Origin of the sequence: Chryseobacterium sp. KMC2 (assembly GCF_016756935.1) — a bacterium.
GTDB classification, from domain to species: domain Bacteria; phylum Bacteroidota; class Bacteroidia; order Flavobacteriales; family Weeksellaceae; genus Chryseobacterium; species Chryseobacterium rhizosphaerae.
In genome coordinates this window covers 135,178-158,763 of record NZ_JAESIT010000005.1, presented here as the reverse complement: position 1 = coordinate 158,763, position 23,586 = coordinate 135,178, and the positions used below count along the sequence as shown (strand labels likewise).

At 35.3% G+C, this 23,586-nt stretch carries 25 protein-coding genes and 1 riboswitch; of the genes, 15 read left to right on the top strand and 10 right to left on the bottom strand.

Features of this window, described 5'->3' with window-relative positions:
- Window positions 1-2 precede the first annotated feature (2 nt).
- The 7 genes from JML65_RS07825 to JML65_RS07795 form a co-directional block, all read right to left on the bottom strand.
- Window positions 3-320, bottom strand: a complete 318-nt coding sequence (locus tag JML65_RS07825; RefSeq protein WP_047492213.1) for a barstar family protein — start codon at window positions 318-320, stop codon at window positions 3-5.
- Window positions 317-868, bottom strand: coding sequence for a Zn-dependent protease (locus JML65_RS07820; RefSeq protein WP_115918699.1), 552 nt, complete (start codon window positions 866-868; stop codon window positions 317-319). The genes JML65_RS07825 and JML65_RS07820 overlap by 4 nt, the downstream gene beginning before the upstream one ends.
- 146 nt (window positions 869-1,014) lie before the next feature.
- Window positions 1,015-1,530 (bottom strand): ribonuclease domain-containing protein, encoded by a 516-nt coding sequence (locus JML65_RS07815; RefSeq protein WP_228450439.1) that lies wholly within the window; start codon window positions 1,528-1,530, stop codon window positions 1,015-1,017.
- 32 nt (window positions 1,531-1,562) lie between these two features.
- Window positions 1,563-2,354: an NAD(+) synthase gene (nadE, locus tag JML65_RS07810; protein ID WP_202270450.1), complete on the bottom strand. Its 792-nt coding sequence runs from the start codon at window positions 2,352-2,354 to the stop codon at window positions 1,563-1,565.
- 12 nt (window positions 2,355-2,366) lie between these two features.
- Entirely contained in the window at window positions 2,367-2,897 is a 531-nt protein-coding gene (locus JML65_RS07805; RefSeq protein WP_115918805.1) for a GNAT family N-acetyltransferase, read from the bottom strand.
- Between the two features lie 7 nt (window positions 2,898-2,904).
- Entirely contained in the window at window positions 2,905-3,426 is a 522-nt protein-coding gene (locus JML65_RS07800; RefSeq protein WP_047492199.1) for a GNAT family N-acetyltransferase, read from the bottom strand.
- 9 nt (window positions 3,427-3,435) lie between these two features.
- Window positions 3,436-4,074, bottom strand: coding sequence for a leucine-rich repeat domain-containing protein (locus tag JML65_RS07795; RefSeq protein ID WP_202270449.1), 639 nt, complete (start codon window positions 4,072-4,074; stop codon window positions 3,436-3,438).
- 51 nt (window positions 4,075-4,125) lie between these two features.
- Here JML65_RS07795 and JML65_RS07790 point away from each other — a divergent pair, with 51 nt between their 5' ends.
- From JML65_RS07790 to JML65_RS07750, 9 genes are all read left to right on the top strand, one after another.
- Entirely contained in the window at window positions 4,126-5,109 is a 984-nt protein-coding gene (locus JML65_RS07790; protein ID WP_081989115.1) for a gliding motility protein GldB, read from the top strand.
- 31 nt (window positions 5,110-5,140) lie between these two features.
- The gene (gene gldC / locus JML65_RS07785; RefSeq protein WP_047492191.1) at window positions 5,141-5,464 is read left to right on the top strand and encodes a gliding motility protein GldC; all 324 of its coding nucleotides are present in this window, start codon (window positions 5,141-5,143) and stop codon (window positions 5,462-5,464) included.
- 119 nt (window positions 5,465-5,583) lie between these two features.
- Window positions 5,584-6,723, top strand: coding sequence for a cystathionine gamma-synthase (locus JML65_RS07780; protein WP_047492187.1), 1,140 nt, complete (start codon window positions 5,584-5,586; stop codon window positions 6,721-6,723).
- Between the two features lie 72 nt (window positions 6,724-6,795).
- Window positions 6,796-7,242 (top strand): GNAT family N-acetyltransferase, encoded by a 447-nt coding sequence (locus JML65_RS07775; protein WP_047492184.1) that lies wholly within the window; start codon window positions 6,796-6,798, stop codon window positions 7,240-7,242.
- A gap of 46 nt (window positions 7,243-7,288) precedes the next feature.
- Window positions 7,289-7,801 carry a DinB family protein gene (locus JML65_RS07770; RefSeq protein ID WP_047492181.1) on the top strand — a complete coding sequence of 171 codons (513 nt, stop codon included), beginning with the start codon at window positions 7,289-7,291 and terminating at the stop codon, window positions 7,799-7,801.
- 559 nt (window positions 7,802-8,360) lie between these two features.
- Complete coding sequence (tnpA, locus tag JML65_RS07765) at window positions 8,361-8,789, top strand: IS200/IS605 family transposase (protein WP_115918710.1); 429 nt, start codon at window positions 8,361-8,363, stop codon at window positions 8,787-8,789.
- A 307-nt stretch (window positions 8,790-9,096) separates the two neighbouring features.
- Window positions 9,097-9,645: an L-threonylcarbamoyladenylate synthase gene (locus tag JML65_RS07760; RefSeq protein ID WP_047492175.1), complete on the top strand. Its 549-nt coding sequence runs from the start codon at window positions 9,097-9,099 to the stop codon at window positions 9,643-9,645.
- Between the two features lie 98 nt (window positions 9,646-9,743).
- Window positions 9,744-10,091: a nuclear transport factor 2 family protein gene (locus tag JML65_RS07755; RefSeq protein ID WP_202270448.1), complete on the top strand. Its 348-nt coding sequence runs from the start codon at window positions 9,744-9,746 to the stop codon at window positions 10,089-10,091.
- A gap of 38 nt (window positions 10,092-10,129) precedes the next feature.
- Entirely contained in the window at window positions 10,130-11,548 is a 1,419-nt protein-coding gene (locus tag JML65_RS07750; RefSeq protein ID WP_084085093.1) for a CCA tRNA nucleotidyltransferase, read from the top strand.
- A 155-nt stretch (window positions 11,549-11,703) separates the two neighbouring features.
- On the opposite strand, the gene JML65_RS07745 is transcribed toward JML65_RS07750, so the two are convergent.
- From JML65_RS07745 to pafA, 3 genes are all read right to left on the bottom strand, one after another.
- Window positions 11,704-12,762, bottom strand: a complete 1,059-nt coding sequence (locus JML65_RS07745; protein ID WP_202270447.1) for a hypothetical protein — start codon at window positions 12,760-12,762, stop codon at window positions 11,704-11,706.
- 14 nt (window positions 12,763-12,776) lie between these two features.
- Window positions 12,777-14,618 (bottom strand): TonB-dependent receptor plug domain-containing protein, encoded by a 1,842-nt coding sequence (locus JML65_RS07740; RefSeq protein ID WP_202270446.1) that lies wholly within the window; start codon window positions 14,616-14,618, stop codon window positions 12,777-12,779.
- Between the two features lie 31 nt (window positions 14,619-14,649).
- A riboswitch (cobalamin riboswitch) is annotated at window positions 14,650-14,828 on the bottom strand.
- 182 nt (window positions 14,829-15,010) lie between these two features.
- Window positions 15,011-16,657: an alkaline phosphatase PafA gene (gene pafA, locus JML65_RS07735; RefSeq protein WP_084085099.1), complete on the bottom strand. Its 1,647-nt coding sequence runs from the start codon at window positions 16,655-16,657 to the stop codon at window positions 15,011-15,013.
- A gap of 104 nt (window positions 16,658-16,761) precedes the next feature.
- Here pafA and JML65_RS07730 point away from each other — a divergent pair, with 104 nt between their 5' ends.
- The 6 genes from JML65_RS07730 (at window position 16,762) to JML65_RS07705 (ending at window position 23,526) form a co-directional block, all read left to right on the top strand.
- Window positions 16,762-17,547 (top strand): hypothetical protein, encoded by a 786-nt coding sequence (locus JML65_RS07730; RefSeq protein WP_202270445.1) that lies wholly within the window; start codon window positions 16,762-16,764, stop codon window positions 17,545-17,547.
- 29 nt (window positions 17,548-17,576) lie between these two features.
- Complete coding sequence (locus JML65_RS07725) at window positions 17,577-17,969, top strand: VOC family protein (protein WP_202270444.1); 393 nt, start codon at window positions 17,577-17,579, stop codon at window positions 17,967-17,969.
- 21 nt (window positions 17,970-17,990) lie between these two features.
- Window positions 17,991-18,527, top strand: a complete 537-nt coding sequence (locus JML65_RS07720; protein ID WP_202270443.1) for a GNAT family N-acetyltransferase — start codon at window positions 17,991-17,993, stop codon at window positions 18,525-18,527.
- 53 nt (window positions 18,528-18,580) lie between these two features.
- Window positions 18,581-19,153 carry a Crp/Fnr family transcriptional regulator gene (locus JML65_RS07715; RefSeq protein ID WP_202270442.1) on the top strand — a complete coding sequence of 191 codons (573 nt, stop codon included), beginning with the start codon at window positions 18,581-18,583 and terminating at the stop codon, window positions 19,151-19,153.
- 54 nt (window positions 19,154-19,207) lie between these two features.
- A complete protein-coding gene (locus tag JML65_RS07710) occupies window positions 19,208-19,762 on the top strand; it encodes a putative glycolipid-binding domain-containing protein (protein WP_202270441.1) in 555 nt (184 codons plus the stop codon).
- A 647-nt stretch (window positions 19,763-20,409) separates the two neighbouring features.
- Window positions 20,410-23,526, top strand: coding sequence for a non-ribosomal peptide synthetase (locus tag JML65_RS07705; protein WP_202270440.1), 3,117 nt, complete (start codon window positions 20,410-20,412; stop codon window positions 23,524-23,526).
- The last annotated feature ends 60 nt before the right edge of the window (window positions 23,527-23,586 follow it).

Sequence of the window (23,586 nt, the reverse complement as noted above, 5' to 3'; positions counted from 1 at the left end):
GTTTATTTTTCTTCTTCTGATTCTACATCCTCATCGTCTTCATCTTCATATTGCTCCAGATAATAACTGAAACTAAAGTCTTCAACTTCTTCTTCAGCATCTTCTAAACTGGTAAGCAGATCTTCGAAAATTTCAAGCTGATCTACTGTCATATTTACGAATTCAATGTGGAGTGGCATTTCCAGGTCTCCTGTAATGGTATCATAAAGCGCATCAAGATTATCCCCAAAGTATTCAGGAAGCTGAATTTTTTCCTTTAATTGGGCGTAAAAATCTTCATAATCGCCTATGTCTGTAAAATCTATATATACTGTCTTCATATTGAACTGAATTTCCAATTTTTTTTGATTAAAAAACTTTTACATTTCTTGCAGAACCCGGTTTCCTCATTGGTAGGGTTTTTACCTTCTGCATTTCTCATAAAGCACATTTTTTCCGGGCAATGTGGAAGCCCCTGCGTATGGCCAAGCTCATGAATGGCTATTTTAAAAAACTGTTCATCAGAATTTTCTTTACTTAACCTAAATTTTGATGCTACACAGGCCTTTCCGGGAGTATATCCCAATCCCATGATTCCAAAGTCTTTGATTTCCCCTCTGGTAGCACTAATATCTTTCGAGGTTAATCCTATCGTTACAAAACCTTCTTTTGTCCTTTTACTCAAGAACTTGATAATTGAATCAGCCCTGTACCGGTTTCTCTCTTTATAATAAGTATTTTCCGGAAAATCTATAGCATCAAGCACTTTGACATTCGGATAAACCTCCCTAATTCCTTCTGCCACGGTTTCCAAACTTTCAGGTTTAACATCTTTAAATGGCTGTATAAGAATGGTAATCGCGGGTTTATGCCTTTCCTTGATCTTCATCTTCTGTTTTTCCGAACATGAGATAATCAGGAGCAAAGCCAATAGCAGATAAAAGAGATTATTATTTTTCAAAATTAATACAATAATTTAAAATACAATATATCCATTGTCATGGCGAGGAACGTAAGTGATAAAGCAATGACTATTTACTGTTTGTCAAAACTCTTATAATGATTCTTAGTAAGGTAGACGTCGCCATTTTCTGTGTATATGATTCGGTCTGCATTTCTACCTCCACATTGATAATTAACATCGGCTTCAAAGTATTTTCCGCCACCCGGCAACCGTCCTTCCCTGTTTCCGAATTTATCTCCTCCAATAGCCTTCCCGGGAAGCACTTCACAAAGATTTCCTTTTGAAGGATTCCATCCCAGTTTTCGGGCCTCATTTTTTGTAAGATAGTAATCAGGCAGCCTATGGTTTTGTTTCACATAGGTAATAACGGTTTTTTCTTCTGTTAACTTATCAATGGAAATCTGGGCTGATGATGTTCCGTTAGTGTACCCATCTTGAGCAGATGTACTTCCGTAGCTTACAGTTTCTTTTTTTGTAGCGGCCTGGTCTTTTTTATCTGCAATAAAATTATTGTAAATATACATGACAGACATTCCAAAAAGAAGTCCCAGGCATATAAAAAAAACTGATCTTATTTTACTGTTCATGGTAATACTCTATTAATAATACAACAATTTTACTAGCCTCTCCACTCTTCCGGAATATCACAGATGGGAATGGGATCCATTTTATGTTTGGCTGCTTTATGCATTCTGTCGAAGATTAAAAAGACTTCTTTATCTCTTCCTTCATAATCTTCTGCCGTTTTGGATCCATATTCTTTCTGAATTTTTTCCAGTTCCGGATATGTAGCTCCAATCTGCTGTTCGTCTGTACGGTCTACATCCCAAAGTCCATCCGTAGGAATAGCTTCCTGAATACTTTTAATAAGGTTTAATCCTTTTGCAAGGGTATAAACTTCTGTTTTATAAAGGTCTGCAATGGGAGAAACATCTACACCGCCATCTCCGTATTTTGTATAAAATCCTATTCCGAAATCTTCAACTTTATTTCCGGTTCCGCATACTAAAAGTCCGTTAAGCTGCCCATAATAGTAAAGGGTAAGCATTCTTAAACGGGATCTTGTATTGGCAAAAGCTAATTTTTCATTGGGATATAAATCATCTTTTACATCAAAAGTTTTATAAAGTTCTTCAAATGCAGGCGTAAGATCCACAGACATCACTTCCACATTCGGGAATCTTGACTTCAAATCATTCATATGTTCCCTTGCTCTATCTACCTGATCAGCTTTCTGACGGATAGGCATCTCGATCAATAATGTTTTCAGACCGGTCATTGCCGCCAGAGTCGAAACCACTCCGGAATCTACGCCTCCGGAAACACCTAATACATACCCGTTTACTTTAGCTTTTGTTGCATAATCTTTTAACCAGCTTACAATATGATCTATCACTTTTTGTGTCTGCATTGTTTATATTTTTTAGTCTATTCCAAATTCTTTAGGGTATTTCACCACCCCTTTTTTATTTTTTAATCCATTCTCTGTCAACTCAATAGCCATTCCGTTTTCTTCCGGAATATCAAATGGAAAAGAGATCCCAAAATTACTGGTTTTTTCGTAACCAAATCTTGGATAATAATTCTCATGTCCGATAAGTATAATTGAAGAATAGCCAAGTTCCCTGGCTATCGCGTGTCCTTGAAGAATAAGTTTGCCACCCACTCCTTTATTCTGAAACTCAGGTTTTACTGAAACAGGAGCTAATGCTAATGATTCATAAGATTCTGGGCCATTATCTATTTTGATTTTTGTGAAGAGAATATGACCGGTAATTTCACCCTGCTCATCTTCTGCTACCAAAGACAGTTCGGGGATAAAAGCATCCGATTTTCTTAATTTTTCAACAAGAAAATGTTCCTGATGGTCGCTATGTTCCATATTCCTAAAAGCTTCTTCTATAAGCTGAAATACTTTTTTATGGTCTTTTTCTTCCTCTTTGCGTATTGTCATATTTATATTAAAGATATTTTTCACGTTTCAGTTCATACCAGCAGCAGAGTACTCCAGAATCCTCAAACTCTCCGGTTCGTTCAAACCCCAATTTGCCTAAAATATAATTGGATCCTGTATTTCCGGAATCTGCGTAAGCGTATATAGCATCTGCATTCAATTGATGAAAACCATAATGAAGAACAGCTATCGCTGTTTCCATGGCATAGCCTTTTCCCCAGAATTCAGGGATGAAACGATATCCAAGATCCAATGTATTGACATGGTTATTGATGGGTTGGGTTAATAATTTCAGTCCACTCCACCCTATCATTAGCCCACTTTCTTTTTCTATAACAGCAAGCCTTCCCACTCCATTTTCCTCATACTGCTTCTGAATCATTTTTATCATCTCTTTTGATTCCTGGATGCTTGCTACCGGTGTTCCAAGATATTTCATCACCTCAGGATCAGAATCCATAAGAAACATCCGTTCACAGTCATTATCCTCAAGCTGTCTTAAAATCAGTCGATCCGTCTCTATTCTCATATCATTAGTTTATTCTTCGGTTCCAAAAATAGTAATATTGGTTTTCATTCCCTTCTTTATATCTGCATCTTTCATTTTATTTCCGCCAACGTTCACTGTCTGAAGATCAGTATTTTCTGAAATATCCAGTTTTTGGAGTTTATTATGCTCAAGATTCAACTTTCTTAATTTTTTAAATGAAGTCAAATCGATAGTTTTTAGTTGATTTAAAGATAATGTTAATTGATTAATTTTTGGCGCTGCCTTTAATGAAATTGTTTCCAAAAGATTATTGTCAAGATATAACGAGGTCATACTTTTCAGGTTTTCAGCACTGAATGAGGAAACCTTACATCCTGTGCATGAGAACAGTTCCAGATTATCCATATTGCTTATCGCTATATTGGAAATAATATTATCATCCAGAATAACCATTTTTACATGCTCAAAAAAACGTAAATCCTCTGCTGATGTTATTCCTTTCTGAACTAAAAATAAGTTTGTGATCATACTTATTTCGGTCTTTTCCAATATTCCATTCCTATTCAGATCAAAATTCTCAAGGACTGCTTTTTCAAAGTTTTTATCTTTAAACTCAAGCTTTTGACCGTAGAAAAAAGAAAATCCCAAAATAAGACATAGTGCTGTAAATATTTTAATTTTCATCATTAATTGTCTTTTTAATCCTTATTTTTGTAAACTTAATTTCATGTAAAAATAATGAAGATTTTTAGATTTATTGCGCTTTCTTCTGTTTTAGTTTTGGGCTTAGATTCCTGTAAAAAAGAACCGGAAAATCAATGGAAGGTAGAAATAACCAATACCGCTGAAAAAGTTGAAGTGACGGATATTTCAAAAGAATTTTACAATCCGGGAATTCCGTTAGATCAGTTTAAAGCTAAGTTTCCTTGGTTTCAGGGAAGTGTTTCTGATGCTGACTTTCAGAAAAGAAGAGCTGATACTGAAGAAATAAAAATCTATAAAGAAGCGATTGGAAAAATTGATGGAGTAAAACTTCAGAAGGAACTGCAGGATTTATTTTCACATATCAAATATTATTTTCCACAGTTCAAAAGTCCTAAAGTATATCTTTTTTCATCTGCATTACAGATGGTACAGGATCCTATTTTTTATGATGAAAAAGGGAATCTGTTGTTTATAGATATTACTGGTTTTATGGGTGATGGCAATCCTCATTACAAAGGATTGGAACTGTATTTCCAGAAATCGATGAATCCTCAGAATATTGTTCCTAAGGTTTCACAGTTATTTGCTGAAAATATTGTTACAGAATCTCCGGATCACCAGAAATTTATTGACCAGGTGATTCTGAACGGAAAGGTAATGACTCTTCAGGATGCTTTCTTACCGGATTTTCCTGATTACCTTAAAATGAATTATACCCAGAAACAATATGAATGGGCTAAGGTAAATGAAGCGAATATCTGGAATTATTTTGTGGAAAGCAATCTGCTTTTTGGGGATGATCCAAGGTTAGGAGAACGTTTTATTGCTCCGGGACCCTTCTCCAAATTTTATACAGAGATTGATAATGAATCTTCACCACAAATTGGAATTTTTACAGGATGGCAGATTTGTAAAGCTTATCTTAAAGAAAAACCTGAAACAAAACTGACTGCTTTCCTTAAAATGGACGCGACAACAATCTTTAATCAGTCCGGTTATAAACCGAAACTTAAATAATAGAAAATTTAGAATTTAGAAAAATAGAAAAATGAGAAAGACTCAGATTACGATAGATGTAGAGCTGGATGAAAACCACATCCCTGAAAGTATAACATGGAATGCACAGGATGGCGGAGTTGAAAAGGAAGAAACTAAAGCAACCATGATCTCTGTATGGGATGATAAAGCAATGGAAGCTTTGAGAATAGACCTTTGGACTAAAGAAATGCCTGTAGATCAAATGAAGATGTTTATCCACCAGATCTTAGTATCTTTAGGAAGTACATACCAGAGAGCTACCGGAGAGGAGGATGTAGCGCAGTGGATGGAAGAAATTGCAGAAGAATTTGCAGTAAAGTCGGCAATAAAATAAAAACAATTTGAAAATAGGGTTCTTTGATAATTTGAAAATAGGATGAGATCATAATACAATCAAAAACCATTATCTCATCTTCAAATTACCCCATTTTTAAAGTATCAAATTATATAAATATGAATTTTAATACAAAAGTAATTCACGGAGGGCAGCATCATGAATCTGCAACAGGTTCTGTAAATGTACCTGTATTTTTAACGTCTACATTTGCACAGAAAAGCCCGGGAGTGCATTCCGGATATGAATATTCAAGAGCTGCCAATCCTACAAGACAGGCATTGGAAGACTCTTTAGCAAGCATTGAGAATGGAGCAAGAGGTTTAGCTTTCGGGTCAGGTCTTGCTGCTATCGACTGTGTTTTAAAATTATTAAACCCAGGCGATGAAGTTATTGCTGTAGATGATCTTTACGGTGGAACTTACAGAATGTTTACAAGGCTTTTTGAAAAATATCAACTGAAGTTTACTTTCGTGAATTTTGATGATGTTTCTAAAATTGCTGACGTAATTACAGATAAAACAAAATTAATCTGGGTAGAAACACCAACGAACCCATTGATGAAGTTGGTAGATATCAAAGCTGTAGTAGAAATTGCTAAAGGAAAAGATATTCTAGTAGCTGTAGACAATACTTTTGCTACACCTTACATCCAGAGACCAATTGATTTAGGAGCTGATATTGTGATGCATTCTGCTACGAAATATTTAGGAGGACATTCTGACGTGATTGCAGGTGCACTGATCGCTAAGGATGCTGAATTGGGAGAAAAACTTCACTTTATTCAGTTTGCAAGCGGTGGTATTTTAGGACCTCATGATTCTTATCTTGTATTGAGAGGGATTAAAACTTTAGCATTAAGAATGCAGAGACATTCTGACAACGGTCTTGCCGTAGCAAAATATCTTGAAACACATCCTGCTGTAGATAAAGTGATCTATCCTGGATTAGAATCTCACCCACAGTATGAGCTTGCAAAATCTCAGATGAAAGAATCTGGAGGAATGGTATCATTCACTTTCAAATCCGGAAAAAAAGAGGATGCCATCAAGTTTTTGGAAAAAGTAAGAGTATTTACCTTAGCTGAATCTTTAGGTGGTGTAGAATCTTTAGCCAATCACCCGGCTTTAATGACTCACGCTTCTATCCCGGCAGAAAAACGTGCTGAATTAGGAATTACAGATGACTTGGTTCGTTTAAGTGTTGGTATTGAAGATGCAGAAGATCTTATTGCAGATTTAGAGAAAGCTTTTTCTTAACATACAATAGTAAAAAGGAGTATTTATCATATAAAATACTCCTTTTTATTTACCTATTATCACCAAATATTTATGAAAAACATAAGAAAAGCGGTCGCTAATGACCTTCCTCAATTAGCTGCATTATTTGACCAGTATCGGATTTTTTATCATAAAGAATCAGATATTCCTTCAGCAGAAAAATTTCTTCAGGAAAGACTTGAAAATAAAGACTCTGAAATTTTTGTTGCAGAGGAGAACAGTGAACTGACAGGTTTTGTACAATTATATCCCCTATTTTCATCCACAAGAATGCAGCGTTACTGGCTACTTAATGACTTATACGTCAATGAAAATCACAGAGGAAAAGGATATTCTAAAGCACTGATCGAAGCATCTAAAGAACTATGCAGATCATCAAAAGCCTGTGGTATATTACTGGAAACAGGTAAAAGTAATGATATCGGAAATCAATTATACCCTGCCTGTGGTTTTGAATTGTATGATTCCGTCAATTTCTATGAGTGGAGCAATTCATGATTTTTTGTATAATGTACAGTCTATCTAACTTAAAAAAATTAAAAACATGACAGATTTTCAAAAATATATTCAAAGATATTTAGATCAGGTGCCAACAGGAAACTGGTTGGCAGAATTAAAAATATCAGAAGAGAAAACAGTAGGAATTTATTCCAACCTTACGGAAGAACAATCCAGGTTTGCTTATGCCGAAGGCAAATGGACACTGAAAGAACTTCTGTTGCATTTATCAGATACCGAAAGAGTTTTTCAATACAGAATATTAGCCTTTGCAAGAGGTGACAAAAACAATCTTCCGGGATTTGATGAAAATGAATATGCCAATAACTCTTTCGCAGATGAAAGAACACCAGAGTCTCTGATCGAAGAATATAAACTGGTAAGAAAATCTTCTCAGATCTTATTAGAAAGTCTTAATCCCTCTGCTTTACAAAACACAGGAATCGCTAATGGCAACGAAATTTCAGTAGAAACCATTGGAAAATTGATCGTTGGGCACAACTATCATCATCTGAATATTATTGAGGAAAGATATTTATCTAAGTTGGGATGGATGTAATTATATCCATAAGAATTTTCTAAGTTTTGGCTAAAGCCGGATGCATGTTTATTTTCCTGTTAAATGGGCTAAAGCCCATTTCTATTGAATTCAATACATAATGCATAACCATTTTGAAAATGTCTATTTCATTCTGGAATCATAAATCATTAATACAAAACACCTCCATCATCAATAGGAACGGGCTAAAACCCGTTTTCTTATTAAAAAAAACTTCCATTGGCTTTAGCCAAAGCCTAAAAAAAATTAAAATACCATATCATTTACTCCTCAATTTTTTGTCTGATATTCCCTGATTCTCTACCCGTATAGTTTTGGCTAAAACCATATCATGTTTATTTTCCTGTTAAATGGGCTAAAGCCCATTTCTATTGAATTCAATACATAATATCTAGCCATTTTGAAAATGTCTATTTCACCCTTGAATCATAAATCATTAATATAAAACATCTCCATCATCAATAGGAACGGGCTTTAGCCCGTTTTCTTATTAAAAAAACTTCCATTGGCTTTAGAGCCGAAACCTGAAAAAACATTATTTTTGGTTAAAACAACACAAATGTCATTTATCAAAATTTTTATTCATCTTGTTTTCTCTACAAAAAATAGAGCCCCCTTCCTTAATACCTTTGACATAAGAATAAAAGTATGGAAACATATTAAAGAATATACTACAGAAAAAGGAATCTTTCTAGATGTGGTTAATGGATATTCTGACCATTGTCATTGTCTTATTTCGTTGGGTTCGGATCAAAATATTGAGAAAATAACCCAATTAATAAAAGGTGAATCTTCTCATTGGATCAATAAAAACAAGCTTACAAAAGATAAATTTTCATGGCAGGATGAATATTTTGCAGTTTCCATTTCTGAATCAATGGTAGATCAGGTAAGGAATTATATTAAAAATCAAGAAAGACATCATCAGAAAAAGAGTTTTATTGAGGAATACAAAGAGTTTATTGAAAAATATAATTTTAAGGAATAAGTTTTGGCTAAAGCCAAATGCATATATCCTTTGTTAAAATGGGCTAAAGCCCATTTCTATTGAATTCAATACATAATGTATAACCATTTTGAAAATGTCTATTTCATTCTGGAATCATAAATCATTAATACAAAACATCTCCATCATCAATAGGAACGGGCTTTAGCCCGTTTTCCTATGAAAAAATCTTCCATTGGCTTTAGCCAAAGCCTAAAAAATTAAATTACCATATCATTTACTCCTCAATTTTTTGTCTGAAATTCCCAGATTCTCTACCTTTATAGACTGTTTTGAATTCAATACCATTATGGAACATATTATCGAAGTATTAAAATCCGGCGGAACAATTCTTTATCCTACAGATACTATTTGGGGAATTGGTTGTGATGCTACCAATATAGAGGCTGTCAATAAAATTTTTGACATTAAGAAGCGTGAAAAAAATAAATCCATGATCATTTTAGTGGAGTCTGAAAAAAGACTTCAGGATCTGGTGGATGTTCCGGAAATGGCATGGGAAATTATTGATCTTAGTGAAAAGCCGGTTACCATTGTTTATGAAAATCCCCGCGGATTGCCCAAAGAATTACTTGCCGAAGATGGCAGTATTGGTATCAGATTGGTAAAAAATGACTTTTGTAAAAAATTAATTACAAAACTGAATAAACCGTTGGTTTCTACCTCAGCTAATTTCAGTGGTGAGAAAAGTCCGTTGAAGTTTTCAGATATTTCAAATGAGATGATCAGTCTTGTAGATTATGCTGTGGAAGAAGATAGAGATAAAGTGTCAAAATATTCAGGATCTTCGGTAATCAAAATATGGAGTGACAACCGAATCAAAGTTCTTCGTGAATAAAATATATTGATCTGTTTATTTTAGAGTCTTGTCTGTTCGTATCGGCAGGATTTCTTTTTTTAGTTCTATCTTTGCAAAATTCCAACTCATTACAATATATGATAAACCATAAAGATTTTGCCAGGGAGTGGATACATGTCTGGAATTCTCATGATTTAGAAGCTATTCTATCCCACTATTCTGATGATATTGAAATCACCACTCCAATGATTTCGATGGCTACAGGAGGAAAGGAAAGTTCACTGCAGGGAAAACAATCCGTTCGTGATTACTGGAGAAAGGCGCTGAAAAAGTTTCCTAATCTTCACTTCGAGCTGATACAATCTACTGCAGGAGTTGATTCTGTTGCATTATTCTACAAATCTATTATGGACAAACAGGCTGTTGAAGTCATGTTTTTTAATGAAGAAGGAAAAATTAATAAAATGTATGCTCATTATGATTAATGGGTGATATGAGTACAACTTGACGCTATTTACTAACGATGAAAATTAATCTTAACCAAAATAAAAATTTAAAACTTTTCAAAATAATTTCTGAGGCTGCGGAAAAGAATAATCAGTCCGTATACATTGTTGGGGGCTATGTCCGGGATCTTTTAATGAAAAGAAAAGCTTCTACAGATATAGATTTTGTGACCGAACAAAATGGTATTGAGCTTGCTCAGACTGTAGCTCAGGATATTGATCCTAAACTAAAAGTTTCTGTGTTTAAAACATATGGAACGGCTATGATCAAATACAAGGACCTTGATCTTGAATTTGTAGGAGCGAGAAAGGAAAGTTATACTGAAAACAGCCGCAAGCCTGAAGTAGAAGGTGGAACATTAGAGGATGATCAGAAAAGAAGGGATTTTACCATCAACGCCATGGCCATTTCTTTAAATAAAGATAATTTCGGCGAACTGATTGATCCTTTTCATGGAATTGAGGATCTGGAAAAAGGAATTTTAAGAACTCCGCTAGAGCCTGCACAGACTTATTCTGATGACCCGTTGAGGATGATGAGAGCAGTAAGGTTTGCTTCTACATTACACTTTACCATTGAAGAAAATTCTCTGGAGGCTATCAAGCAGGAAGCCAAAAGAATTGAAATTGTTTCCATGGAAAGAATCATGGTGGAATTTAACAAAATCATGCTGTCTGAAAGACCTTCTGTAGGATTAAGTTTAATGGAACAAACAGGCCTTTTAAAACTTATTATTCCCGAGCTTATAGAGCTTAAGGGAGTGGAAGAAGTGGAAGGGCAGACTCACAAAGATAACTTTTACCATACCCTAGAAGTTGTAGACAATATTTCTGTGAATACAGATAATCTTTGGTTGCGTTGGTCAGCACTTCTTCACGATGTGGGAAAAGCTCCTACTAAAAAATTTGTTGAAGGAACAGGATGGACATTTCACGGACATGAATTCTTAGGTTCAAAAATGGTAAAAGCTCTTTTTCAAAGACTTAAATTACCTTTAGGAAGCGATATGAAGTATGTTCAGAAAATGGTAAAGCTTTCCTCCCGACCTATTGCCTTGATCACGGATGATGCATCTGATTCGGCATTAAGAAGATTGTTATTTGATGCCGGTGAAAACCTTGAAGATCTTTTTACTCTTTGTAAGGCCGATATCACCACAAAAAATTCTAAAAAGCAGGATAAGTTTAAAAAGAATTTCGAATATGTGGCTGTCAAAATCAAAGAAGTAGAGGAAAAGGATCAGGTCAGGAATTTTCAGCCTCCTATTACCGGAGAAGAGATCATGGAAATGTTCCAGCTTAAACCAGGCCGTGAAATCGGTATCTTAAAAGAGAAGGTAAAGGAAGCTATTCTTGAAGGAGAAATTCCTAATGAAAAAGACGAGGCAACAAAATTTGTGATTGCTGAAGCAGAAAAATTAGGATTAAAAATATAAGTTTAAATCATAAAACCCCGGGCTGGAAAGATTTCCAGCCCGGGGTTTTTATTTTAATATGTGAATCAAAATCGGCCGGCTCTATGAGACCGACCGAAAAAAAACACAAATGATGAAAAAATAAAATTTATGTATACAGGCCAAAGCCTTGTATGTTAGTTTTTATAGAAACCGTTTGTTCCGATTCCTGCTGTGAAGCTTCTCAGTAGAGTTCCATTGCTTGCACTGTAAACATTCACTTTACTGTCTGCTGAAAAACTTGCGTCTGAGGCAAAGATTCTGCCATCAATTACATCAAATCCATATACATTACCTGTAGCAGTCATAATAGGAGTTGTTGGTACAGCAGCAGCACCAATAGTCATTCCGTATATTTTGTTGGTATCTGTAATAAAATAGAATTTATTATCCTCTGCTCTAAGCTTCTGAACTTTAGGGATAGGAAGAGTTGTTGTTGTAAACGTTCCATCTGCAGTATTGATCTTATAGATATAAGAATTGGTATCCCCGGAAGCCAATGCATAAGCAGTTCCTTTATAAGAAATAAGATCTTTAATAATCCCGTTGGCAGGAAGAGTTACTGTTTGGCTCACTGTATTTGTAGACGGATTTACCACAGAGATAGTATATCCTGTTGCAATTGGATTCCAACTCGCGTCATATCCTGTACCATCAGTCTGTACAACAATTTTTCCTTCAGCTTCCACCACTTTTTCAGCAGCATTTGTAAAATCAATACTCTTTACATAAGAATTATCTCCTGTATTGTAAACATTCAGCTTTCTTTTATTAGTTGTAAAGTTGTTGTTGGTTACATAATATTGGTTTCCTGAGAAAGCGATATATCTTGCGCCATCAAGATTAGCGGTTACAGTAGCTTGTTTTTTGAAAGTATATCTGTTTACGATATCAATTTTATTGGGAACATTAGACACTAAATAAGCACGGTCTCCCTGAAAACCTATACTCTGAAGAACTTTCCCCAGAGGTTCACCATTGTTATTAGAAGCATAAATTTTGTCATACAGATTAGCAAGATTGCTGCTCACAAAAGAAACTTCAGCTGTAGTGGTTGTAAATCCGCCTTCATTGGAAATAAGCACTCCGGCTTCGTAAGTAACTGGCTGCTCTACAATGTCGCTATCGCTGCTACATGAAACATTGAAAAGTAACATGGAAGCAAACGCAAGAGGTAAAATTTTTCTGATATTCATATAATTAATTTATTTTAAAAATTGATAGTAAGGCTTATACTGTAATTTCGTCCGGGTAACGGATAGGAAAGCATCGTATAATAGGTTTCATTTAAAATATTATTTACTTTAAAACCGAGGGTATAATTTGTAAGAAATGTAGCTCCGGCACCGGCATTCATCACAAAATAAGGATCTAAAGCATCACTTCTTTTTTCATTGGAATCTGTATAGGTAAGCCCATTAAACATTCCCTGTACATATACCTTCACAAAATCATATTGGTAGTCTATACCTCCTGTAAATTTATGGAAAGGCACATACATCAGCTGTTTCTGAACATCAAGGTCTTTAGATTTTGTATAAGAATATCCAAGATTTGATTTCAACATATGCTTTCCAAACTTTTTCTCAAATTCCAGTTGCGACTCTACTCCATAAGACTCTACTCTATTGGTATTGGTCGCTCCGTAATATCCTGAAGCTGTTGGAAGCCACCGGATCATATCACGGATATTCATATAGTAAGGAGCTACAGATAATTTAAAGTCTCCTAATTTAAACTGATTTCTCCATTCAAACTGATAAGAAGTTTCAGGTTTTAAATCCAGATTTCCTCCTGGAGTCCAGTAAAGATCATTAAATGAAGGAGCTCTGAAGTTTCTTGAAATACTTAGCCCTACATCATACCATTTGTTGGCATTCCATTTTCCTGAAAAAGAAAATAAGACCGGCGAGCTGAAGTCTTCCACAAAGTCTTTCTTGATTCCGGTTTCAAACCTTAAGTCTTTGGTAGGAAAATAACGAAGTAATCCGGCAATAGATCCAGCATTTCTACTGATATCACCTATTTTTGAACTTCCTTCGCCCTTACCTTTATTCACTTGAAATTCCCCGATAATATTGATATTCCATTTTGAATTGAGGAAGTAATTGAAATCATTTTTTAAAATATAATTCTTTCCGGCACCTCCACTGGTTTCTGGTCCTGCAATATCTCCAAAATACTGAAAATTTTCTTCAGTATAAGCTGCTTTAAATGAATTGCTGAAACGCGTAGTATTCCAATCCCAGGCCATCAGGTTTCTGAAATTCTGGGTATGGTACTTTGTCTTGGTTTCCAGGTCACCAAAACGAACAGGATAATGTTGCTTTCCGTTAAAAGTCTCTGATATCCATGATATCTGATGATGGGGAGCAATTTTATAAGCTGCTGCTATATTGAAATTGGTATTATAGTATTTTCCGTTGTCATTCGTATACCTCTTTCCGCCCGCTTCTTCTACTTCATAATCATTCTGGCTTATTGAATGGCTTCCGGAAACTTTAAAGCTGAACTTATCATTGCTGTAAGAACCTTTAACAACATTATTATAAGTATTAAAAGATGCAAATTCTGAAAACAGAGCAGCATGGAACCCTTTATTAAAATCAAGGCTGTTATTCAAATGAATACTTCCCCCGATGGCACCACTGCCGTAAATGACACTACCTCCACCAGGTTTAATTCCGATCTGGTCATATCCAAACAAGGCTATATTATTGACATCCCCTTGTCCTAAAAAACTGGAGTTAATATTAATTCCATTCCATACAAAAGCAGTCTGCTGGGCGGTAGTTCCCCTGAAAGAAGGTGAAGAAACAGCACCCCGTCCATTTTCTTTGATATAGACTGAAGATTGAAATCTCAGTAATTCGGAAAGGTTAGTTGAGTTTTTTTCAGCATCTTCATTGGTAATATTCGTTACGTGATGGAAGAGCTTTACTTTGTTCATCTGGCTGTCGAATATATAAATAGTATCTAAGGCCTTCTCTTGTCCAAAAAGAAAGCAGCCATAAGACGAAAAAAGCAGTACTAAAGATCTTTTTATATCCATACTAATTTACTCTTCCTCCGAAAGCAATATATATTTTGATTATTATTCTGGCAGGTCTCCTGACTTTCGCCTTCTGTACCTTCCCGTTTTTACACAGTGGTTTTTTACAGAAACTTTTGTTGCGATTTACAGTTGCGGGGACAGTCCGGGAGTTCCACCCGATTCCCTTTTCATTCCAATATATTGGAAACCATAATTTTTGCAAAGATAGCTTTTTAAATGTATTAGACAAAAAGTGAAATACCGGGTGAAAAATGAAGGCGTATGAATAAGGTGTAGAAAAATTCAAACATAGAAACCCTTTATAAAACCTGACCTTTATGAATACTATAAAAATAAAAGCTGCCTCCAATAGTTGAAGGCAGCCACTTATATATACTGATGTTATTTAATTATTTACCCATCACTTCTGTAATTGGATTTCCAACATTTCCACTTGGGAACTGAATCTTCAATAAAGAAGAAACCGTAGGTGCAATATCTGTCATATGGTATTCTTTATTGCTTTCCCCATGCTGAACTCCCCAACCCATAAAAATCAATGGAATATGGGAATCATAAGAGTTCCAAACACTGTGTGTAGTTCCTGTTTTAGAATAAGGAGGAAGCATAGAGTCATGAGAGATTAACTGAATATCTCCACTTCTCTGTCTGTTGATCCCATTGATGATTCTTTGTTTGATAGGCTCCGGAATGCTGGCTTCCTGAACTCTGTCTACAGAAACAGCATATAAAACAGTAGGGTCTTTTTCAAGCTCTTTTACCGCAAAGTTTCTCACATCATCCAGTTCAAGTTTAGCATCTGTCAATACTTTTCTATCAAAATATACCTGATAATTGTCTATAGCATTGATTAAATTATCAGCCCCAAATTTTTCTTTCAGTTTCTGATTAAGATTTTTTTCCATTCCTTCTCCAAAAAAGCCTGTAGTAATTTTATGCTCTTTAAGGAATCCTACAGAATGAGCTCCTCCGTGGTCAGCTGAAAGAAAAACAGTATACTGCCCTTTTCCTACTTTTGAATCCAGGTAGCTGAAAAACTGAGCCAAATCCTGATCCAGTCTGATATAAACATCTTCAACCTCAATAGAATTCGGTCCATATTTATGACCGGCATAATCTGTAGAAGCCAAATTGATAGCTAAGAAGTCTGTAATATTGTCTCCACCCAACTGCTCTCCTTCTACAGAAGCTTCAGCCAGTTTTAATGTCAATGTATTTCCAAAAGGAGTATAACGGATATTATCTTTCTTTGTCTGATAATCTTTCGCCAGATTGGTATATGGGAATGTAGGTGTTTTTGCACTTCCCAATAGACCTTCCCATGAAGAATTGTCAGGTGAACTTTCTGTATACTGATTGATTGGAAGTAAGGTATTCCAACCGTTAGCCACCAATTTTTCAGGTAAATTCTGAGCATTGAATGATTGGATCCATTGTGGAAGCTCCTTCATATACCATGTGCTTGTAATAAAGTTCCCGGTACTGTCGTCAAACCAGAAAGCTCCGTTCGGCGTATGTCCTGCCGGAAGAATAGAAGCACGGTCTTTCAGAGAAACTCCTATTACCTTACCCTGGAAGTTCGTTGCCAGCCTCAACTCGTCGGTTACTGTGGTAGACCATAGATTTTTTGGAGAGTGGCTTCCTGTTTTAGTATTGGTAGTTCCTACCGGCTGAACGCTGTCATCTGCCGTACAGTACACTCCTTTACCTGTTTCCTTATCTGTCCAGTCGTTTCCTGCAATTCCGTGGATGGCAGGTACAGACCCGGTATAGATACATGTATGCCCCAAAGCGGTAATCGTAGGAACATAAGGAATATGTACATTATTTAAAGAATATCCTGTATTCAGCAACCTTTTGAAACCGTCATTTCCATATTTACCATAAAAACGGTATAAATAATCCCAACGCATTTGGTCTACTACCAAACCTACTACTAATTTCGGTCTTTCCAGTTGAGTATTTTTGTTCTTCTGCGCATTGATTGTAACTACGGACAAAACAGCAGCTGCCGCAATTGAAATTTTCCTAAGCATCCAAGTAAATTTTTATTGACCACAAATTTAAGGGTTTTGAATGTTTTGGAGTGTGAAATTTTATTTAATTTTGATCAATATTCAATTCACCAATCAATTCATCCATGATTTTAGGAGTATACTGGTATTTTAAATTTCCTGAAAATTTATATCATTTCAAATTTTTCAGCTTCATGCAGGGATATGGTGGTCATACCGATAGTCTTGCCGAACTGGAGACAAAAGTTCAGGTGGATGATATTAAAAATTTCCTCAACAGACTGGAAATTTTGAAAGCAAAATTCCCTCAAACCTATTTACAGCTAAAAATCAATGGCAATCAGGTGATGATTACCATCGGAGACGATCAGCTTTTTGATTATTACTTTCAGTTAGCTGCTGAAATGGAAGAGCTACTGACAGATCAAAATGCAGTACTTTTGGATGAACATATTCCTTTTGAAGTTCAGTATACCAAAAACTATGATCCGGAAAGAGAAATATTCTGGACTATAGAACATCGGTTTATTCAGATGACAGGTTCTGACTTCAGGCAGAATAACGCTGAAAATTTTTCAATAAGAATTGACTGTAACCTTCCTCTGGTATGCAAAAAAGATTGTATTAGTGATTTAGCTGCAATATGCCGTGAAGAAAACCTCAGCGTATTTTATTACCACGATTTCGACTTTAATGATCAGTGTAATCTGATGCTCTTCTTTACCAATGGCAGACAGTATAAAGACCAGAGTATAGACGTTGATATTAATTCCTTTGGAACGAAAATAAGGGAACTTAGCCAAAAATACCCGTTTCGCTTCGGTCATTTTGGAGGTATGAAATATTATCCGCTGAATGGGCCTCATATCGAACTCATGGTAGATGAAGACTATATTATTAAGAAAAAATAATTTTATCCAACAATTGTTAAACCTATACTATGATCAAATTTAAATATGTCATCCTGTATGTAGAAGAGGTAGAAAAATCAATGAATTTCTACAAAAATACTTTTGATACAGAAATAAAATTCATCACTCCAGAAAAGGACTATGGTGAGCTGATAACCGGAGAAACTACTATTTCTTTTGCATCGATCAGTCTGGCCAGTTCCAATTTAAAAGAAGGTTTTTTATCCTCGAAATCGGAAACTAAACCTTTCGGGATAGAACTGGGTTTTATTACAGATAATGTGGAAACATTGGTAGAAAAAGCCGTTAAAAATGGTGCCATTCTATATGAGAATATTACAGTAAAACCCTGGGGACAAAAAACAGCTTACATCAAAGATTTGGATAATTATCTGGTAGAGATCTGCACCGAAATGTCATAAACTTCCTATTAAAATTATCTTATGGAAATAAAAAAACTGGAAAAGCTCACCAACAATCCCACCACAAATTGGGGGCACAATGGCTATACTACGGATACCATATATTCTGTCTCTTCTATAGAATATGCCGGTGTTTTTGAATTTACGGTAAAAGAAAAAGCGTTTTCCTATACCAAATTATGGGAAACAGAACTTGATGAGCTTGAAGCCCTTAATACAGTCATTGAAAAAGGAAATTCTTTCGGAGCGTATATGAATCATGAGCTGGTAGGCTGGATTATTGGTGAGCAAAGAACCTGGAACAACAGCTTTTATATCGAAAACATTCTGATCCATGAGAAACACCGGAGACAGGGCGCAGGGATACAGCTGATCAAAAATGCCATTAAAGAAGCCAGAAGATTAAACTGCCGCGTTATTGAACTTGAAACCCAGAATACCAATTATCCTGCAATACAATTTTACAGAAGAATGGGCTTCAATATTACCGGTATGAACACAAGATTGTATAATAATTCCGACGAGATTGCCCTTTTTATGACATTGGATCTGGAATAATAGGAAGTAAATCATATTAATCTTTTAATAATTTTAAGAGCAAAAAACTAAGCATGGAAAACCTATTAAGCTATCTCCGTTCTCTCACTCCTTTTTCTGATGAAAGCTGGTCTTTGCTCCAGCCTGCCCTTTCTGAAAAAAGTTTTAAAAAAAATGAACTTATGCTGCAGGAAGGAGAGGTTTGCCATTCTCTGTTCTTTATTGATAAAGGATTTTCTAAAACGTATTATGAGATAAATGGAGTGACAAAGAACACCGGATTTTTCTTTGAAAATGAAATAGCTACCAATATCAGCAGCTTTGGCAGCGGACAGCCATCTGAGTTCAATATGGCTGCATGTGAAGAAGTACATACGGTTATTTTCAATAAAGAAAAACTGTTCACAATTGCTAAAGAATCTCATGAAATTGAAAGCCTGGGACGGCATTGTATCCGTCAGTTTGCCACAAAACAGGAAGAGTTTTCCAATCTTTTCAAACTCTATTCTGCTCAGGAAAGGCTGGAATATCTTGAAAACAGATACCCAGAAATGCTACAGCGGATATCACTTACCCAACTGGCATCTTTCTTAGGTGTAGCAAGGGAAACATTAAGCAGGATCAGAAAACGAAGAATCTCCCATTAATCAATATTTTGTTCAATACATTCTAAAACAGATCATACAATACACCAAAGTAAAATGAAAACATTAATATGGCAAGGAATAATTTATCAGTCTCTCGAATATTTCAATATACAGGAGGATGATAAAAACTACACCGTAACATCAAAAATCATCGGCTGTTACCAGGATAAAATGTATACTGTAGATTATCAACTCATCCTTAATAAAGATTGGACAATGCTGGAATTTTTAATTGAATCTGAAGTCAATACCATAAAGACTAAGATAATAGGAAAAAAACAACAGGATCATTGGGAGATCAACGACCTTATACATCCTGATTTGAAAGGGTTTAAATATATCGATATCTCTTTAACCCCTTTTACCAATACACTGCCAATAAATAATTTGATTCTAACTGAAAACCATCCGCAGAAGATCGAAGTTATTTATATTGATATTTTAAACAATCATATTAAACCAGCCAAGCAACAGTATACCCAAACAAGCCCTACAGGATATCTGTACGAAAATATTGAGACCGACTTTAAAGCTGACATCTTAGTGGATGAAGACGGATTGGTTATCCATTATCCCGGGTTGTTTAAAAAAATTGCTGAGCTTGCTTAAATCTTATATAACCGACAATTTAATACTACATGATTGTTTAAGTCATGACAATAAAAACCAGCTCTAATTTTACAAAAAGTAATTCCAGATTCTAATCTCATAATTTTTCAGAAGTAACCTCCTATTTAAATAATAATTATTTATTTTTAAATCATAAAACAAATATGTTGAAAAATAAATCAATATTAATAGAAATATTATAATTTTTATCAATACATTTACATATCATTAAATAATCAAGATTGTACCCCGTTCTTTCTAAGAATAAAAATGTGAATATTCCCTTTAAGTGATCGCGAATTTCACTTTATCCTTCATTAATTTTCCAGCGAAAAAAATTCTATTTTATTCTTACAGAAACACTCATTTTTTTGTTACTATTTCCTGTCACTAACCATGAAAACCACAAAAAAAGATGATACACAATCCCATAAGAGATGAAAATCTGAAAATACTTTCTGAATTTAAATTCAGTACCCATCATTTTATCTCAGACGTTTAAAATTAATAGAGTCAATAAATAAAATAACTGATTGACTCAGCATTTTTCTATCATTTCATTAATTAAAACATACTGATTCTGCTCTTACTTTTTAAGAGTACAGCATATCTTTTATCAATATTTTTAAAAACCCATATCACAAACCATGAACTTAAATGCATTACCTGATCCAAAAATGATCAAAGGACAACTTATTCAGGATGAACAACTAAAACAGATCCTTGAATTCAATTACACCTCAAATGACACTTATCCTCTACACAAAACTATTATAGATTTGATAGAAGAACAGGTAAAAATGGTTCCGGATAAAACTGCCATCATTTACCAGAACAAAGAACTTACTTACCGCGAAATGGACGAAATGGCCAATCAGCTAGCCAACCATATGATGAGGATCGTTTCCATACAACCAGATGACCGTATAGGCCTTATGATTGACCGTAGTGAAAAGCTTATTATTTCACTTTTAGCTATTATGAAAACAGGAGCAGCCTATGTTCCGATGCCTCCTTTATACCCTGAGGACAGATTGAAAAATATAAGCAGTGAAAGTAAAATATCACTGTTACTAACTGAAAATGCTTTTGAAAAGACCGCAAAGGAAGTGGCTGAAAAATCTTTATGCTGGGAAAATGTATACTGGGAAACGATGTCTGCAGAAAAACCTGAAAGAACATTGAAACCCCATCATCTGATGTACGTTATGTTTACCTCCGGTTCTACAGGAGGACCCAAAGGAGTAGCCGTGGAACATATCAATGTGGTTAATGCATTAAGTTATTTCATAGAAAAGGTAATTCCCGGATCTGCAGGACATATGCTTGCTGTAAGCACCTACGCTTTTGACATTTCTGTTCTGGAAATATTTTCAATACTCATGACCGGAAACACACTGGTTGTCGCTTCACAGGAAGATCAGCTGAATCCCGAAGCTATAGTCGAATTACTTTTAAAATATAAAATCACGGTAGCTCAGACCACACCGAGTACCTGGTCTATGCTGGCAGAAACCGTAAATTGGGAGAAAATAGAACCCATGATGATCATTTGTGGCGGAGAGTATTTATCCCCTGCATTAGGCAAAACATTATTAAAAGGAAAACACACCATATGTAATGTTTACGGACCCACAGAAACCACGATCTGGGTAACGTCAAAAATTATAAAGTCAGAAGAGGACCTTATGACCATCGGAGGCCCTATTGCCAACACTGATATTTATATTATGGAAAATGATCAAATTCTACCTATCCACGAAACCGGTGAAATTTGTGTGGGTGGTATAAATCTAAGCAGAGGATATTTTGGACATCAGGAACTCACTGATTCCAAATTTATAGACCATCCATTAAAAAAAGGAGAAAAAATATATAAAACAGGTGACCTTGGCAAATGGGTCCCTAACGGAGAAATAGAATATGCAGGCAGAATAGATGATCAAGTTAAAATCAGGGGATACCGTATTGAGCTTCAGGAAATAGAAGAAAATATTTCAAAACTGGAAGGTGTAGGAAAAGCAGTGGTAAAAGTAAAACCTGAAAGCGATTATGATAAAAAATTAATCGGATTTTTAGAATATCCCGGAATGCCCCTTGATGATAAAAATAAAAATCTGCTGATCAAAAACTTCCGCGAGCAGCTTAAACAGACCCTACCTGTTTATATGATTCCCCATGACTTTGTGATCATGGAAAAACTCCCTATAAATTCGAATGGAAAAATTGACAAGAAGGCTTTATTGGACAATTATAAAAAAGCATTCGTTTCTGTAGACGAGAAAAAAGAGTTCAGAAACAATTATGAAAAAACAGTATTCGGAATCTGGACAGAAATTTTACAATACCCATTCATTGAAGTCACTGATAATTTTTTTGAACTGGGGGGCCATTCTTTACTCCTGGCTAAACTCTATAACAGGTTACCCGATTCTTATCGTGACAGAATATCACTACAGGATCTGTTTATTCACAAAACAATTGAATCACAAGCAAATATTATAGAAAACAGGACCATGCAGAATATTTCTCATCAGGATGATGCTCAAAATGAAAGTATGATCAAGCAGCTCTTAGAAGATGCCCAGCTTGTCCCTGAAATCTCTGTAACCGATGGTGATATAGATGCTTCAGTAATGAACTCTCCTCAAAATGTACTGCTGACAGGAGCCAATGGTTTTGTGGGAGTGCATATTATTGATGAACTGATGAAGCAAACCGAAGCCACTGTCTATTGCCTTATTCGGGGAGAAAATGAACAGATTGCATTAAAACGTTTACACCAGGCATTTGAACAATTTTTACTTCCTACCCATTGGCTGAAAACAGGGAGGATAAAAGTGGTAACCGGAGATTTAAACAACCCTTTACTGGGTCTTGGAGAGGAACAATTTAATTATTTAGCAAAAACAATAGACTGTATTTATCATTCAGGGAGTTCTGTGAATTTTATTGAACCTTATTCCATTATCCGAAAAGCTAATATTCTGGGACTTCAGGAAGTCATTAAATTTGCAGCAGCTGAAAAAGTAAAACCGGTTTCATTATTTTCTACAAGTGCAGTCTTTAGCTTTGGCCATCAGTTTACCCATAAAAAATGGGTGTATGAAAATGATGATATCCACCAGGATTTACAGGCGGTAAGCCGAGATTTGGGGTATGTACAAAGTAAATGGGTAATGGAACAGATTATGCAAAAGGCAGAGGAAAAAGGAGTTCCGGTGATTGTTTTCCGACTGGGATACGCATTGAGTAATTCACAGACAGGCTCTACAGCCGTCTATCAATGGTGGGGAGCATTGGTAAAAAGCTGTATCGCCAATAAGGCTTACCCTACTATTTTAGGCTTCAAATCTCAATTGGTTCCGGTAGATTATATGGCCAAATCAATTGTTCATATATCCCGACAGAAAAATGCTTTGGGCAAGAAATTCCATCTGACTCCTCTAGCCGAAAGAGATGTTTCTATCACAGATTTTTTTGACAGGATCAATCAATACTTCGGATTTGATATGAAACCCCTTCCCTATAATGAATGGCTGGATACATGGAAAAATAATGAGGAAGATCCACTATACCCTCTATTGGGAATGTTCACAGATAAAGTATATGGAAAAGCAACTTTAAAAGAGGTATATAAAAACACATACTATTATGATGCAGAAAATACTCTCGATTTTATAAAGGACAGTGATATGCCATATCCCCCATTGATCAACAAAGATATTCTGGAACCCTATCTCAAATATTTAGCCGTTCTGTAATTATATCATCAATAATTAGAAAAAGGCTCAACTTTCACCGTTGAGTCTTTTTTAAGAAAA